A 15,506-nucleotide genomic window follows, 5' to 3' on the forward strand; every position below is an offset into this window, starting at 1 on the left:
ACAGCTCCGCTTCTCGGCCACAACTCACATCCGCTCGCTACGGTTTTGTCCGGCGTGTGAAAGATGTGGATTACATCCTTGTTTCAGCCGCCAGCATACAGGAGAGCGCCGGCCATGTGTGTTGCGCCGTCACTTTTCAGCCTCGAAAGACAAAAGTTGATTGCCTTTCGCTTAAATGCGTAGTAAATTTTCATATTGTTGCCCTGGCAAACAGCTCGTAAGCCCTTGTCGGCCCTTTGAATATGATTTTTATTGATGGAAATCAAGAGGATGGTGAAGCAATAAGGTAAATTTACTACAAATTCGACGATGGGCGTTTCCCGGGCCGGGAAGCGCGTACTACGCAATCTGTGCGGTGCCGCCGTGGCCGCCCCAGGAAATGAATACCATGCAAATGAATGAAGTGAAAGACGAGCTGCTGAGCAGCGATATCCGCCAGCTGGGCCGTCTGCTGGGCGACGCCATCCGCAACCACCTGGGCGACCCCGCCTTCGAACGCATCGAACATGTGCGCCAGCTGGCCATCCGTTTCCGCCGCGATAATGACGAAGCGGCGCGCGCGCAGTTGTCGGACGCGCTGCAAGCGCTGTCGCAGGAAGAAACCACGCAATTGACGCGCGCTTTCAGCTATTTCTCGCTGCTGGCCAATATTGCGGAAGATCAACATCACATCCGCCGCACGCGCGCCCATCTGATCGCCGGCTCGCCGCCGCGCCAGGGTAGCCTCAGCCATGCCGTCGGCAATGTGTTTGACGCGGGCAAGGCCGATGCGCTGGAAACGTTCTTCGAAGATGCGTTCGTCAGCCCCGTCTTCACGGCGCATCCGACGGAAGTGCAGCGCAAGAGCATCCAGAATTGCCAGATGGCCATCGCGCGCCTGTTGAGCGAGCGCGACCGCGTGCAAATGACGCCGGAAGAAGCGGAACAGAACGAAGAAGCGCTAGGCCGCGGCATCGTCACCCTGTGGCAGACGCGTCTGTTGCGCACGAGCAAGCTGTCCGTCATGGATGAAGTGGCCAATGGCCTGTCGTTCTACGACCACACGATTTTGCGCGAATTGCCGAAATTGTATTCTTCGCTGGAAACCATGCTGGCCCAGCGCGATGCTCGCTGGGAAGATGCGGAATTGCCCAATTTCATGAAGGTCGGCAGCTGGATCGGCGGCGACCGCGACGGCAACCCGTTCGTCACGGCCGACATCCTGCGCAGCACCCTGCAGACGCAGGCCGACAAGGTGCTCGATTTTTACCTGGGCGAATTGCGCAAGCTCGCTTCGCAACTGTCGCTGGCGCAAATACTCAATGCCTGCAGCGAGCCGCTGCGCGCGCTGGCGGAACGCTCGGCCGACGCCTCGCCGCACCGGGTCGACGAGCCGTACCGCCGCGCCTTGCACGGCATCCATGCGCGCCTGGACGCCACGCGCGTCGTGCTATCCGGCAAGGGCAAGCAGGCAGACGGCGTGCAGCCTTACGCTGCGGCATCTGATCTGCTGGCCGACCTGGACGTGGTCCAGCATTCGCTCGTCAGCAATGGCTTGCGCGCGCTGGCCCGTGGCCGGCTGCGCCAGCTGCGCCGCGCCGTGAAGGTGTTCGGCTTTTCGCTGGCGCCGCTCGATCTGCGCCAGAATTCCGACGTGCACGAGCGCGTCGTGGGCGAACTGTTCGCGGGCGCCCAGCCTGGCCTCGTCTACCTGGACCTCGATGAAGAGCAACGCATCAGCTTGCTGTTGGCCGAACTGGAGTCGCCACGCCTGCTGACGTCGCCGTATGCGCAGTACTCGGAGGAAACGACGTCCGAACTCGACATCTTCCGCGCCGTGCGCGCAGCCCACGTCAAATATGGCAAGGAATCGGTGCCGAACTGCATCATCTCCAAGGCGGCCAGCGTCTCGGACTTGCTGGAAGTGGCCTTGCTGCTGAAGGAAGTGGGCTTGCTGCGCCAGGACAGCCGCGAAGTGGACGTCAACATCATCCCCCTGTTCGAAACCATAGCCGACTTGCGCGCCGGTCCCGCCATCATGGCGCGCGCGTTCGGCTTGCCGTTCTACCGTGGCTTGCTGGCATCGCGCGCGGACCAGCAGGAAGTCATGCTCGGCTACTCGGACAGCAACAAGGACGGCGGTTTCCTCACGTCCGGCTGGGAACTCTACAAGGCCGAGATCGAGCTGGTGACGGTCTTCAAGCAAGAACAGATCAAGCTGCGCCTGTTCCACGGCCGCGGCGGTTCCGTGGGACGTGGCGGCGGACCCAGCTACGAAGCCATCCTGGCCCAGCCGGCCGGCGCCGTGCAGGGACAGATCCGATTGACGGAGCAGGGCGAAGTCATCACGGCCAAGTATGCGAACCCGGAAGTAGGGCGCCGCAACCTGGAAGTGCTGGTGGCCGCCACCATCCAGTCGACCCTGCTGCCGCAGGCGCAATTGCAGCCGAAAGCCTCGGCCGGCGCGGGCCATTTGGCTGCCATGGAGGAGCTGTCCGGCACGGCCCTGAACGCCTACCGCGACCTCGTCTACGGCACGGATGGCTTCGAGCAGTATTTCTGGGAATCGACGGTGATCGCGGAAATTGCCGCGCTGAATATCGGCAGCCGTCCCGCCTCGCGCAAGAAATCCACGTCCATCGAGGATTTGCGCGCCATTCCCTGGGTCTTGAGCTGGGCGCAATGCCGTTTGATGCTGCCGGGCTGGTTCGGTTTCGGTTCCGCCGTGCAAGCCTACCTGGCCGCCCATCCCGCTGACGGGGCGGACGTGCTGCGCGGCATGTACACGGATTGGCCCTTCTTCACGTCCTTGCTGTCGAACATGGACATGGTGCTGGCCAAGAGCGATATCGCCATCGCCGGCAAGTATGCGGAACTGGTCAAGGACAAGGCCTTGCGCGACGCCATCTTCACGCGCATCCGCGCCGAATACGCGGCCACCCTGGACGCCTTGAAGCTGATCACGGGCCAGGAAGAGTTGCAGCAAGCCAATCCGCTGATGCAGCGCTCGATACGCAACCGTTTCCCGTACATCGACCCGCTCAACCACGTGCAGGTGGAACTGTTGAAACGCTTCCGCGAGGGCAAGCAGGACGCGGCGGCGCGCACGGGCATCCATTTGTCGATCAATGGCATCGCGGCGGGACTGAGAAATAGTGGTTAAGTAAGTCATTCAAACAATATCAAGGAGACAGCATGACCATCAAAGTTGCCATCAATGGCTATGGCCGCATCGGCCGCAATGTCCTGCGCGCGTTTTATGAAGGCGGCAAGCAGCAGGATATCGAAATCGTCGCCATCAACGACCTGGGCGACGCCAAGTCGAATGCGCATTTGACGCGCTACGACACGGTGCACGGCAAGTTTCCCGGCGTCGTCACCATCGACGGCGACAATATGCTCGTCAATGGCGACCGCATCCGCGTCTTCGCGCAGCGCGACCCGGCCCTGATCCCCTGGGGCGAACTCGGTGTCGACGTGGTGCTCGAATGCACGGGTTTCTTCACCACCAAGGAAAAAGCGTCGGCCCACTTGAAGGGCGGCGCAAAGAAAGTCATCATTTCCGCGCCGGGCGGCAAGGACGTGGACGCCACCATCGTGTTCGGCGTCAATCAGCACGTTTTGAAAGCCTCGGATACGGTCATCTCGAATGCTTCGTGCACGACGAACTGCCTCGCGCCCTTGGTGAAACCACTGAACGACGCCATCGGCATCGAATCGGGCCTGATGACCACCGTGCACGCCTACACGAATGACCAGGTATTGAGCGACGTGATGCATGAAGACTTGCGCCGCGCCCGTTCGGCCACGCATTCGATGATCCCCACCAAGACGGGCGCGGCGGCCGCTGTCGGCCTCGTCTTGCCGGAACTGAATGGCAAGCTGGACGGCTTTGCCGTGCGCGTGCCGACGATCAACGTGTCGCTGGTCGACCTGTCCTTCATCGCCAAGCGCGATACGACGGTCGAGGAAGTCAACGCCTTGCTGAAAACGGCGTCGGAAGGCGCCTTGAAGGGCATTCTCACGTACCAGACGGAACCGCTTGTTTCCATCGATTTCAACCATAACCCGGCCTCGTCGAACTTCGATTCGACCCTGACCAAGGTCTCGGGCCGCCTCGTGAAAGTGTCGTCGTGGTACGACAACGAGTGGGGCTTCTCGAACCGCATGTTGGACACCACGGTCGCCCTGATGGCGGCCAAGTAAGAACGTAGTACCGCTGATCCAGCGCACCAGGACGGCCGGCCCACAAGGCCGGCCCTTGTAGCAACTTATTATAGAAAGCAGCACACCATGACCATGCAAGTACAGCAACGCGCCACCAAGATCGTTTCCACCATCGGCCCCGCTTCGAACGATATCGATACCCTGGTCCGCATGTTCAAGGCCGGCGTCGACGTCGTGCGCCTGAACTTTTCGCATGGCAAGGCGCAAGACCATATCGACCGCGCCCGCATGGTGCGCGAAGCGGCAGCCCTGTGCGGCCGCGAAGTGGCCATCATGGCCGACTTGCAAGGCCCGAAGATTCGCGTCGGCAAGTTTGAAGAAGGCAAGATTTTCCTGGAAAACGGCGCCAAGTTCATCCTCGACGCGAAATGGGGCGAAAACGGCGAATTGGGCAACATCGAGCGCTGCGGCCTCGACTACAAGGAATTGCCGCGCGACTTGCGCGCCGCTGACGTATTGTTGCTCAACGATGGCCTCATCGTCTTGACGGTGGACAAGGTCGTCGGCAGCGAAATCCACACGACGGTGAAAATCGGCGGCGAATTGTCGAACAACAAGGGCATCAACCGCCAGGGCGGCGGCTTGTCGGCCCCGGCCCTGACGGCGAAAGACATGGAAGACGTCAAGACGGCGATGAGTTTCCAGGCCGATTACGTGGCCGTGTCCTTCCCGAAAAACGCCACCGACATGGTCATGGCGCGCCAGCTGGCCAATATCGCCGGCGAAGCGTGGGACCACAAGCCGATGATGATCGCCAAGATCGAGCGCGCGGAAGCTATTCCTGCGCTGCAAGAAATTCTCGACGCGTCCGACGGCATCATGGTGGCCCGCGGCGACCTGGCGGTCGAGGTGGGTAATGCAGCCGTGCCGGCCTTGCAAAAGCGCATGATCAAGATGGCGCGCGCGTCGAACAAGTTGGCGATCACGGCCACGCAGATGATGGAATCGATGATCGTCAACGCCGTACCGACCCGCGCGGAAGTGTCCGACGTGGCCAATGCCGTGCTGGACGGCACGGATGCCGTCATGACGTCGGCGGAAACGGCCTCGGGCCGCTATCCGATCGAAACGGTGGAAGCGATGGCCGCCATCTGCCTGGACGCGGAGAAATGGGATACCTGCAAGCTGGACGCCGATTTTCTCAACGCCACGTTCTCGCGCATCGACCAGTCGATCGCCTACGGTGCCCTGTTTACGGCCCATCACCTGCGCGTAAAAGCCATCGCCACCCTGACGGAATCGGGTTCCACGGCGCTGTGGATGAGCCGTTGCAACATCGACATCCCCATCGTCGCGCTGACCCCGAGCGTGGGCACGCGCCGCAAGCTGGCCCTGTACCGCAACGTCAGCACCTTGGAATTGACGTCGGGCACGGACCGCGACAAGGTCTTGCAACAGGCGGAAGATTTGCTGGTGGAACACAAAGTCGTGGCCAAGGGCGACACCGTCGTGCTGACCTGGGGCGAGCCGATGGGCAAGGTCGGCGGCACGAATGCGCTGAAGATCATGAAGATCGGCCAGCACTGAGCGCATCGCTGGCCGGCCGCCGCCTGCAGTCTTAAGAATGACTGAAAGCGGGGTGCCTGGCCGCCCATCGCAATGGCAGATGCCTGATTTGCCATTGCGATGGCCACATTTCCGTGTCAGCATGGTTTCCTGCCTTCCAAGGCGCTTCCGGAGTTCATGATGACTACCTACCTGCCGGCCCTGATCTGGTCCCTGTCGGCCTTCGCTTGTCTCTTCATCGCCAAACGCCGTTCCTTGAAAACAACTGCCGTCAGGTCCATCCTGGTGGTATTTTTTGGGCCGTTTGCCATTCCCCTCGTGCTGGCGGCCAAGTCCGGGAAACCCCATCCAGCGTAACCGATCGCCACGGCAAGCGATACGCGCTGAACGGCCAGCCGCCGCGCTGAAACAACAGTTTGCCGGACGGGACGGGCACCGGCATTGACGCCGCGGGCAATGATTTGTGATAATGAGAATTATTATCAATTGAGTCGCTTGCCTTGCGGCCGGCCATCGTCCTGGCCGCGCCTTGCCTTGAGCGCATCGGAGTCCCTAGTGAACATTGCGCAATCCGGCGAATCGATCGCAGTCATTTACAGCAATCACCACGGCTGGCTGATGCGCTGGCTGCGCGCCAAGCTGCAGTGCGCCGACCATGCGGCCGACCTGGCGCAGGATACCTTCGTGCGCCTGCTGACGGCGCCGCCGGAGGGCCGGCAGACCATGCGCGAGCCGCGCGCCTATTTGACCACCGTGGCGCAGCGCCTGCTGATCGACCATTACCGGCGCCTGTCGCTGGAGCAGGCGTGGCTGGAAACCCTGGCGCAGCAGCCCGATCTGCTGATGCAGTCGCCCGAGGAGCGTTTGCTGGTGCGCGAAGCCCTGCAGCGCATCGATGCCATGCTCGACGGCTTGCCGCCGCTGGTGCGCAATGCCTTCCTGCTGGCGCATGTCGATGGCCTTAGCTACGGGGAAATCGCCCGGCGCCTGGCCGTGAGCGAGCGCAGCATCAAGCGCTACATGGTGCAGGCGTTCGAGCGCTGCATCTTGCTGATCCTGTGAGCACCGCCAGCACGGCGGCCATCGATCCCCGCGCCGCGCGGGCGGCGGCGCAATGGCTGGTGCGCCTGCACGCGGGCCCCTTGACTCCAAGCGAGCAGCAGGCGTTCCAGTCCTGGCGCGCCAGCGATCCCGCGCACGAAGCGGCCTGGCAGCGGGCCGAGCTGGTGTGCAGCACCCTGGCCGGCGTGCCGCCCGCGCTGCGGCAGGCGGCGGACGCGGCGCCGCAATCGCCGCGGCGGCGTGCCGTCCTCTACGGCCTGGCCGGGCTGATCGCGGCCGCACCCGTGCTGTGGCTGGCCAGCCAGTCGGCGCCCTGGCAAGCGTGGCGCGCCGCGATCCGCACGGCGCGCGGTGAAATCCGGCATATGGCATTACCCGACGGCACGCAACTGGTACTCAATACGGACACGGCCATCGACGTGCGTTTTGACGACGCGGCGCGGCTGGTGGCCTTGCATGCGGGCGAAATCCACGTTGCCACGGCGCATGATGCGGCCGTGCCGGCGCGACCGTTCCTCGTGCGCAGCAGCAATGGCACCGTGCGCGCGCTGGGCACGCATTTCAGCGTGCGCCACCTTGGCAGCGTGCTGGCGCCGCGCACCGAGGTGGGCGTCAGCGAGGGCGCCGTCGAGATCGAGCCATCGCAGGCGCCCGACGGCTTGCGCACCATCAATGCGGGCCGGCAGGGCAGTTTCGACGACGTGGCCGTTTCCGCCTTGACGCCGTCGTCACCCCATGCGGACGCCTGGCTGCGGAGCGTGCTGATCGCCGAACGCATGCCGCTAGGGGAGGTGCTGGAACAGGTGGCGCGCTATCGCTATGGCGTGCTGCGCTGCGATCCGGCGCTGGCGGCCTTGCCCGTGGACGGCATTTTCCAGTTAAACGACCCGGACAACATCCTGCTCCTGCTGCAACGTTCCCTGCCGATCCGGCTGGCGCGCCGCACGCGCTACTGGATCAGTGTCGAGGCAGCCTGAAGAAATTATTTGCCGCTTGCCTGTCCCTTTTTTGAGATTGCTTCGTCATACAAGGTAGAGAACGAACAATCCGAACCATCGAAAGGGTTTTACATGGCTGTGCAGCACCGCATCTTTTCCCCGTGGACGCCACTCGCGCTCCATCCCACCACGGGCGCCGTGCGCGCCGCGCTGGTCTTGCTGCTGGCCGTGGGCGCGGCTGGCGCCGGCTTGCCGCAGACTGCGCTGGCCGCTGAAGCCGGCCCGTCCGCAAGCGTGCGCGATTACAGCATTCCCGCCGGCAGCCTGCGCAGCGCATTGGCATCGTTCGCCATCGCCGCCGGCGTGAACCTGTCCACCCAGGGCGTAGCGCTCGACGGCCTGGCGACGCCGGGCTTGCAGGGGCGCCATGGCGTTGCCGCCGGCCTGCAACAACTGCTGCAAGGCAGCGGCCTGGAGGTGACGGACGGTGGCAACGGCAATTATCTGTTGCGCAAGATCAATACGAATACGGCCGATGGCGGCCTGGCCAGCATGCCCGCCGTCGTCGTCAGCGCGGAGGCGGACCGCGCCACGGAAGGCACGGGCTTGTATACCTCGCGCAACCTGTCGACGGCGACGGGCTTGAACCTGTCGCAGCGCCACACGCCGCAAACGGTCAGCGTCATTTCGCGCCAGCAAATGGAAGATTTCGATCTGACCACCCTGCAGGACGTGGCGCGCGCCACGCCCGGCCTGTACGGCAAGACGCAGGGCGTGTCCGACCAGGAAACCACGTATTTCGCGCGCGGCTTCGCCTTGAGCCACATCAATGTCGATGGCTTGCCGCTGGACGTCACGGGTTTCAATGAGCGCAACGTCTCCGCCGACATGCTGATGTACGACCGCGTGGAAGTGGTGCGCGGCGCCACGGGCCTGATGGAAGGGGCGGGCGCGCCGTCGGGCAGCATCAACATGATACGCAAGCGCCCCACGGCCACGCCCTTGCTGGACGCATCCATTCACCTGGGCAGCTGGAAGGACCGGCAATTGACGGTGGACGCCAGCAATGCCCTGAACGCGTCGGGCAGCGTGCGCGGGCGCGTGGCGGCCAGTCTGCGCGACAGCGACAGCTTTGTCGACGTGGTCAACAACAAGAACAGCACCGTGTATGCGATCGTCGAGGCGGACCTGACGCCGTCGACCACGGCCGGCATCGGCTTTTCGCGCCAGCACAGCCGCACCGACGGCGTGTTCGTCGGCTTGCCGACCTTGCCCGATGGCCGCCACATGGACTTGCCCCGCTCGACGTTCCTGAATAGTGCCGATTCCTTCCAGAAACGCGACAACAACGTCGTCTTCGCCGACCTGGAAACGAAGCTGGAGCAGGGCTGGCGCAGCCGCTTCGCCATCACGCATATCGACGCCTCGTCGAGCACGCGCAATACCACCAACGGCCGCGTCGCTGGCGCAACGTTTTTGCTGGAACAGTCGGAAACAGGCTGGAAGTACAACACGCAGCAAGTGGTGGCGGACTGGCGCCTGAGCGGCCCTGTCACCTGGTTCGGCCGCCAGCATGACGTCATCGTCGGCGCCAGCTACCGCCACGACGATTCGGACGCGGGTCAGAGCTGGGAAGGCGCGCAAACGCGCGTGTTCGACATCCGCCACTGGAATCCCCGCGCCTACCGCATGAACGGCGCGCCGTTCGAGCCCTACAACTGGGGCCGCAAGACGGACGAGAAGGGGCTGTATGCGGCCGGCAACTTCAACCTGGCCGATCCGCTGCGCCTGGTGCTGGGCGGGCGCTTCGGCTGGTATGCGCAGGATGTCACGGGCTGGTATGCCGCCAATCCGACGTGGCGCCGCGACCTGACGGAAAACGCGAAATTCACCCCGTACGCTGGCCTCGTCTACGACCTGGACCCGCATCACTCCGTGTATGCGAGCGGCACGCAGATCTTCCAGCCGCAAAGCGTGCTCGATGTCAAAGGCAATGGCTTGCCGCCGTTGAGCGGCACCAACCTGGAAGTGGGCGTCAAGGGTGAGTATTTCGGCGGCAGGCTCAACGCCAGCGGCGCCTTGTTCCGCATCAAGCAAAACAACCGCGCCATGACCGATGAAGTCAATTGCCCCACGGGCGGGCCCATCTATTGCGCCCGCGCGGCCGGGCAGGTGCAGAGCGAAGGCGTCGATCTGCAATTGTCGGGCTCGCCATTGCCTGGCTGGCAGATTTCGGGTGGCTACACCCATGTGCTGGCCAAGTACACGAAGGACAGCGTGGCCGCCAACATCGGCCAGCGCATCGCCACGGACGAGCCGAAGCAATTGTTCAAGCTGTACACGAACGTGCAGCTGAGCGGCAGCCTGGCACGCTGGAACCTGGGCGCCTCCGTGTATGCGCAGGACAAGATCGACCGCCGCGACAAGGCTTACCTGACGCAGCAGGGCGGTTATGCCATCGTCGGGCTGACCGCCGGCTATCGGATCAGCGAGCAGCTGCAGCTGCGCGCGAACATCGATAACGTGCTCGATCGCCGCTACTACCAGGCGCTCGGCTATTCCTGGTCCGGCGGGCTGGAACGCTACGGCGCGCCGCGCAGCGTACTTGTCTCGCTGAACTACAAGATGTAGCGGCTGTTCCAGCGGAGCGCGCCCGTCCGGGCGCCTCTGCTACACTGCCGCCGTCTTTATCTTTCCACTTTGCCATGACCGCCATTCCTCTCCTCACGCCCCTGAAAAGCGCTTTCCAGCAATCGCGCGCCGAGAATAACATCGAGCTGATCCTGCCCGAACTGCTGGCCGCGCAATTGCACGTCGTCATCGGCGGGCAAAGCGAGCAGATCGACCTGTTCCTCGTGCCGTCGCCGAATCCCGAGCGCCGCTGCGTGACGGTGGCGGAAGATCCCGCCTTCCTGGCCGGCATCAATTTCCCCAAGATTCCCGTCACGGGCGCGCAGCTGCTCGCCTCGATTCCTCCCGAGATCGAAATCGTCCTGCTGCATGGCGATGGCGCCAATTACCTGACGCGCGAGCAACTGGCGTGGTTCCGCGGCATGCTGGCGCAGAACGCTTGAGCGGCAGTCCCGCCCGGCCGTGCAAGCCGGCGCGCGCCGAATGGATACGCTTTGCGCCGGCCGACGATGCCAGCTGCCATGCGGCGATGATGGCCAATATGCGCCCCGTGCTGTGGCGCAGCGTGCTGCTGGGCGGCTGCGTCCTGATCCTTGCCTTCATCGTGCAAGCCGTCTGGCGCGACGTGCCGTATGCGGGCGAGGCGGTGCTGCTGGGCCTGCCGGCGCTGACCGCCTGGATCGTCGGCGTGCTTTTTCTGCCGGGCCCCGATCTGTCTTTTCATGTCGAGATCAATGACGCGGGCGTGTTGCTGCGCCGGCTGGCGCGGGGCTTGCCCGGCCATGACAAGGTGTTGCAGCTGACGCCGCAGCAGATGCGCGCGCTGGAGGTGGTCACTTACGCGGGCGCGGTGGATGTCTACCGCGGCGGGCCGCCGATGGCGCGCGTGGAGCTGCTGCTGCACACGACCCTCGACGATTGCCCGCTGATCCGCGTGGTGGGCATGGATCTGCCCGTGCCGCAGCGCTGGTCCTTGCGGCAGATCAAGGACGAGCTGGGCCGCCGCTGTACACTTGCCGGTATCCCTGTGGCCGAGCGCGCCGGTGCGACCTATCAGGCCTCTTCCGCCATACGCGCGCTGTGGCCGCCAGCCTGAACGGGCGAGCGCTGTCGCATCGCGACCTCAGAATATTGCCTTTCTTGCTATAGTATTGCTGAAGTCCTATGAATATGTTCGCAAAGCAACTATACTCATGGCTCTTTAAAAAATCATCGTCACGCTGGCGGCCAGCCATCCGCGCCAGAGTTCGTACGCATTCCGCTTTTTCACTCTGTAAAAAGCACCTTTCCCCCGCGCGGCAGGCGCGGGCGTGATGACCGAGCCTTGCCCTGGTCGACTGCTACCGTTGTCATTTCCGCTGTGTTGCCGCTTTAGTAAAAAGCGTGGCGCCGGCGCGCACGGTGCGCCGTCATGTTTTGCGACGTCACGTTTCACTCACCTTATGCCACGACAGTATGTTTAGTTCCATCTTTGCCGTATCGACCGATACCATGCAGTACATCTACGGCACGCACAACGCCTGGCTGGTGCTGTTTTCCATCGGCATCGCCGTCTTTGCCTCGTTCATGGCCTTGCAGATCGCCGGCATGGCGCGCAGCAGCGAGCGCGGCTTCCAGCGCCAGACGGCCATCATCACGGGCGCCATCGCGCTCGGCGGCGGCATCTGGTCGATGCACTTCATCGGCATGCTGGCTTTCGACATCTGCACGCGCGTCTCCTTCGACCCCAGCCTGACCCTGCTCTCCATGCTGCCCGGCGTGGCGGCATCGTGGGTGGCGCTGCACATGCTGGCGCGCCCGAGCATCAACTGGCGCCAGCTGGTGGTGGGCGGCGTGCTCGTCGGCGTGGGCATCGGCTCCATGCATTACAGCGGCATGGCCGCAATGCAGACGTCGCTGACCCTGCATTACCAGCCCTGGCTGTTCGCCCTGTCGCTGGTGGTGGCCGTCGTCATGGCCATGCTGGCGCTGTGGATACGCTTCGGCCTGAGCGCCATGCGTTTGCGCATGAGTCCCCTGGCGTCCTTGCTGGTCAGCAGTGCCGTCATGGGCTTGGCCATTTCCGGCATGCATTACACGGGCATGCTGGCGGCGCGCTTTTCCGGCACCCCCACGGCAGGCGACAACACGATCACGGTGCAAGCGTCGTTCGTGGCCCTGGCCGTGGCGCTGATCACCGTCACCCTGACGGTGTTTGTCGCCGCCGCGAACGGCTTGCTGCGCTACCGCCAGCTGCTGCGCCATGCCAGCGCCAGCGAATCGCGCCTGCGCGCCATCGTCGATACGGCGGCCGACGGCTTGATCACCATCGATGGCCAGGGCAAGGTGCGCTCCTTCAATCCCGCCGCGGAAAGCCTGTTCGGCTGGCGCGAAGCGGAGATCGTGGGGCGCGACGCCAGCGTGCTGCTGCAGCCGTCCGACGCGGCCGAGTACGAGGGTTATCTGCGCGACTACCTGGAAACGGGCGCCTCGCGCATCCTCGACAGCGGACGCGAACTCGATGGCTGCCACAAGGATGGCGCCGTGCTGCCCATGCGCGTGGCGATCGGCAAGATCGATACGCCGGGCCAGCCCCTGTTCGTGGCGTTTGTCACGGACATGCGCTCGTCGCGCAGCATGGAGCAGGCGCTCAAGGACAGCGAACGCCAGTACCGCACCCTGATCCGCAATATCCCCGGCGTGTCCTTTCACTGCAGCTTTGCGCCCGAATGGAAGATGATCTTCATCAGCGACGCCGTCTTCAACCTGACGGGCTGGATGCCGCAGGACTTCGTCGAGGGCCGCGTCAGGCTGTTCGACCTCGTGCACCCGGACGACCGCCAGCGCGTCAACGACACCTGCGTGCAGGCGGCCGGCGAAAAGCGCGACTTCGAGAACGTCTACCGCCTGATCCACCGCGACGGGCGCGAGCGCTGGGTGCGCGAAAGCAGCGGCCCCGTGCTCGACAACGACGGCGTGGTGCGCTGGATCGACGGCGTCATCCTCGACATCACGGAAAGCGAATTGCGCAACGCCGAGTATGAAGGCAAGGTGACGGCCATCTCGCGCGCGACGGCCGTCGCGGAATTCGACCTGCAGGGGCGCATCCTGGCGGCCAACGAGAACTTCCTCGACCTGGTCGGCTACCGGTCCGACGACGTGCTGGGCTTGCACCACAGCATCTTCTGCGAACCGGGCTATGTGACCTCGCCCGATTACATCGCGTTCTGGCAGCACCTGGCGCAGGGTGAATTCAACACGGGCGAGTACAAGCGCATCGGCAAGGATGGCCGGGAAGTGTGGATACAGGCGTCGTACAACCCGATCTTCAATACGGACGGCAAGCCGTTCAAGGTGGTCAAGCTGGCCACCGACGTGAGCGAACGGCGCGCCATGCAGGAAAACCTGCGCGCGGCCAAAGACCGCGCCGAGCTGGCCGCCGAATCGAAGACCAGCTTCCTGGCCAACATGAGCCATGAAATCCGCACGCCGATGAACGCCATCATCGGCTTTACGGAAGTGCTGCTGGGGACCGCCCTGGACAGCCTGCAGCGCCGCCACCTGGGCACGGTGCGCCAGTCGGCCCGTTCCCTGCTCGAACTGCTCAACGACATCCTCGACACGGCCAAGCTGGAAAAAGGCGCCACCGAGCTGGAACTGGTGGACTTTTCGCTGCCGGACCTGGTCGACCACGTGGCCGCGTCGCTGCGCATCACGGCGCATGCGCGCGACCTGGTGCTGCATGTCGACGTCGACCCGGGCATGGGCCAATTCTTCCTGGGCGACGCGCGCCGGGTGCAGCAGGTGCTGACGAATTTGATCGGCAACGCCGTCAAGTTCACGGAAGTGGGCCATGTGCGCGTGGCCGTCGGCATGCAGGGCGAGCAGGTGCATATCGCCGTGCACGATACGGGCATCGGCATCCCCGCCGACCGCCTGGACAAGATCTTCGCGCCGTTCACGCAGGCCGATTCCTCGATGAGCCGGCGCTTTGGCGGCACGGGCCTGGGCACGACGATTTCGCTGCAGCTCGTCGAGCTGATGAAAGGCACCATCACGGTGGAAAGCACCCTGGGCGTGGGCAGCGTGTTCCACGTGCTGCTGCCGCTGGCGCCGGGCAAGGCCGTGGCGCGCCGCAGCGAGCAGCCCGTGGTGGCCTTGCCGCCGCTGCGCATCCTGGCGGCCGACGACGTGCCGCAGAACGTGGAGCTGCTCCTGATCAGCCTGGGCGCGGCCGGCCACCAGGTGATCGCCGCCAGCGATGGCGAGAGCGCCGTGCGCGAATTCGGCAAGGGCAGCTTCGACATCGTCCTGATGGACGTGCAGATGCCGCGCATGGATGGCCTGGAAGCGACGCGCCTGATCCGCGTGCACGAGCGCGAGCAGGGCTTGAAGGCGACGCCCATCATCGCCCTGACGGCCAGCGTGCTGGAACAGGACCGGCGCGCCGCGCAGACGGCGGGCATGAACGGTTTCGCCTCGAAACCGCTGGAAATGCACAAGCTGACGGCGGAAATCGCCCGCCTGCTCGATATCGCCGTGGCCATGCCGCCGCCGGCGGCCGGTGCGGCGGCGCGCGCCGCTGCCGGCCAGGTGGACTGGCAGCGCGGCATCGCCCTGTGGGGTGGACGCGAAGCCCTGCAGCGTGCCATCGCGCGCTTCGTGCAGGCCAATGGTGACTGCGCCGCCATGCTGGCGGCGGAACTGGAACGCGGCGGCAGCAGCGTGGCCGGCCACCTGCTGCACCGTATCAAAGGCGCGGCGGGCAACCTGTGCCTGGTGCAGGTCGAAAGCCTGCTGGGGCGCATCGAACAAGCGATTGCGCGCCAGTTGCCGGTGACCGAATTGCTGGTGCAGCTGGCGGCCGCCTTCATGGCGCTGGCCGGCGAGCTGGAAGAGGCGGGCATGCCGGCCGTGGCCATGCAGGCGCCGGCCGCCAGCGCGCCCCTCGATGCAGCCGCCGCTGGCGCCTTGCTGCGGCAAGCCATTGCCAGCCTGGAAGGCGGGCAGCTGGACGACGCCTTGATGGCGCAGATCGCCGCCATGCTGGCGCCGCACGGCCAGCAGCCGCGCCTGCAGGCGCTGGCCAGCGCCATCGACGACTTTGAATTTGCGCGTGCCGCGGGCGTGCTGCGCCAGCTGCTGGCGTGGCTGGAAGCGCCAACGCCTGCCGACCTTTCCTGA

The 15,506-nt window shown here is 64.4% G+C and carries 10 protein-coding genes; all 10 read left to right on the forward strand.

Going from position 1 to position 15,506, the window contains the following annotated elements; translation table 11 throughout:
• Positions 1-388 precede the first annotated feature (388 nt).
• The 10 genes from ppc (at position 389) to CLU94_RS25910 (ending at position 15,506) form a co-directional block, all read left to right on the forward strand.
• Positions 389-3,142 carry a phosphoenolpyruvate carboxylase gene (gene ppc, locus CLU94_RS25865; protein ID WP_218965317.1) on the forward strand — a complete coding sequence of 918 codons (2,754 nt, stop codon included), beginning with the start codon at positions 389-391 and terminating at the stop codon, positions 3,140-3,142.
• Between the two features lie 32 nt (positions 3,143-3,174).
• Positions 3,175-4,185, forward strand: a complete 1,011-nt coding sequence (gap, locus tag CLU94_RS25870; protein ID WP_099667765.1) for a type I glyceraldehyde-3-phosphate dehydrogenase — start codon at positions 3,175-3,177, stop codon at positions 4,183-4,185.
• A 93-nt stretch (positions 4,186-4,278) separates the two neighbouring features.
• Positions 4,279-5,733, forward strand: coding sequence for a pyruvate kinase (pyk, locus tag CLU94_RS25875; RefSeq protein ID WP_070302801.1), 1,455 nt, complete (start codon positions 4,279-4,281; stop codon positions 5,731-5,733).
• Between the two features lie 156 nt (positions 5,734-5,889).
• Complete coding sequence (locus tag CLU94_RS25880) at positions 5,890-6,069, forward strand: hypothetical protein (RefSeq protein ID WP_143451553.1); 180 nt, start codon at positions 5,890-5,892, stop codon at positions 6,067-6,069.
• A 198-nt stretch (positions 6,070-6,267) separates the two neighbouring features.
• Positions 6,268-6,774 carry a sigma-70 family RNA polymerase sigma factor gene (locus CLU94_RS25885; protein WP_257219004.1) on the forward strand — a complete coding sequence of 169 codons (507 nt, stop codon included), beginning with the start codon at positions 6,268-6,270 and terminating at the stop codon, positions 6,772-6,774.
• On the forward strand, positions 6,771-7,751 hold the full coding sequence (locus CLU94_RS25890; protein ID WP_099667768.1) for a FecR domain-containing protein: 981 nt from the start codon (positions 6,771-6,773) through the stop codon (positions 7,749-7,751). The genes CLU94_RS25885 and CLU94_RS25890 overlap by 4 nt, the downstream gene beginning before the upstream one ends.
• 93 nt (positions 7,752-7,844) lie before the next feature.
• Positions 7,845-10,343 carry a TonB-dependent siderophore receptor gene (locus CLU94_RS25895; protein WP_099667769.1) on the forward strand — a complete coding sequence of 833 codons (2,499 nt, stop codon included), beginning with the start codon at positions 7,845-7,847 and terminating at the stop codon, positions 10,341-10,343.
• Between the two features lie 74 nt (positions 10,344-10,417).
• Complete coding sequence (locus tag CLU94_RS25900) at positions 10,418-10,786, forward strand: hypothetical protein (protein WP_099667770.1); 369 nt, start codon at positions 10,418-10,420, stop codon at positions 10,784-10,786.
• Positions 10,783-11,439 (forward strand): hypothetical protein, encoded by a 657-nt coding sequence (locus tag CLU94_RS25905; RefSeq protein ID WP_099667771.1) that lies wholly within the window; start codon positions 10,783-10,785, stop codon positions 11,437-11,439. The genes CLU94_RS25900 and CLU94_RS25905 overlap by 4 nt, the downstream gene beginning before the upstream one ends.
• Positions 11,440-11,798: 359 nt before the next feature.
• Positions 11,799-15,506 carry a PAS domain S-box protein gene (locus CLU94_RS25910; protein ID WP_099667772.1) on the forward strand — a complete coding sequence of 1,236 codons (3,708 nt, stop codon included), beginning with the start codon at positions 11,799-11,801 and terminating at the stop codon, positions 15,504-15,506.

The sequence above is a fragment of the Janthinobacterium sp. 13 genome (assembly GCF_002749695.1).
In the GTDB taxonomy this organism is placed as follows: domain Bacteria; phylum Pseudomonadota; class Gammaproteobacteria; order Burkholderiales; family Burkholderiaceae_D; genus Janthinobacterium; species Janthinobacterium kumbetense.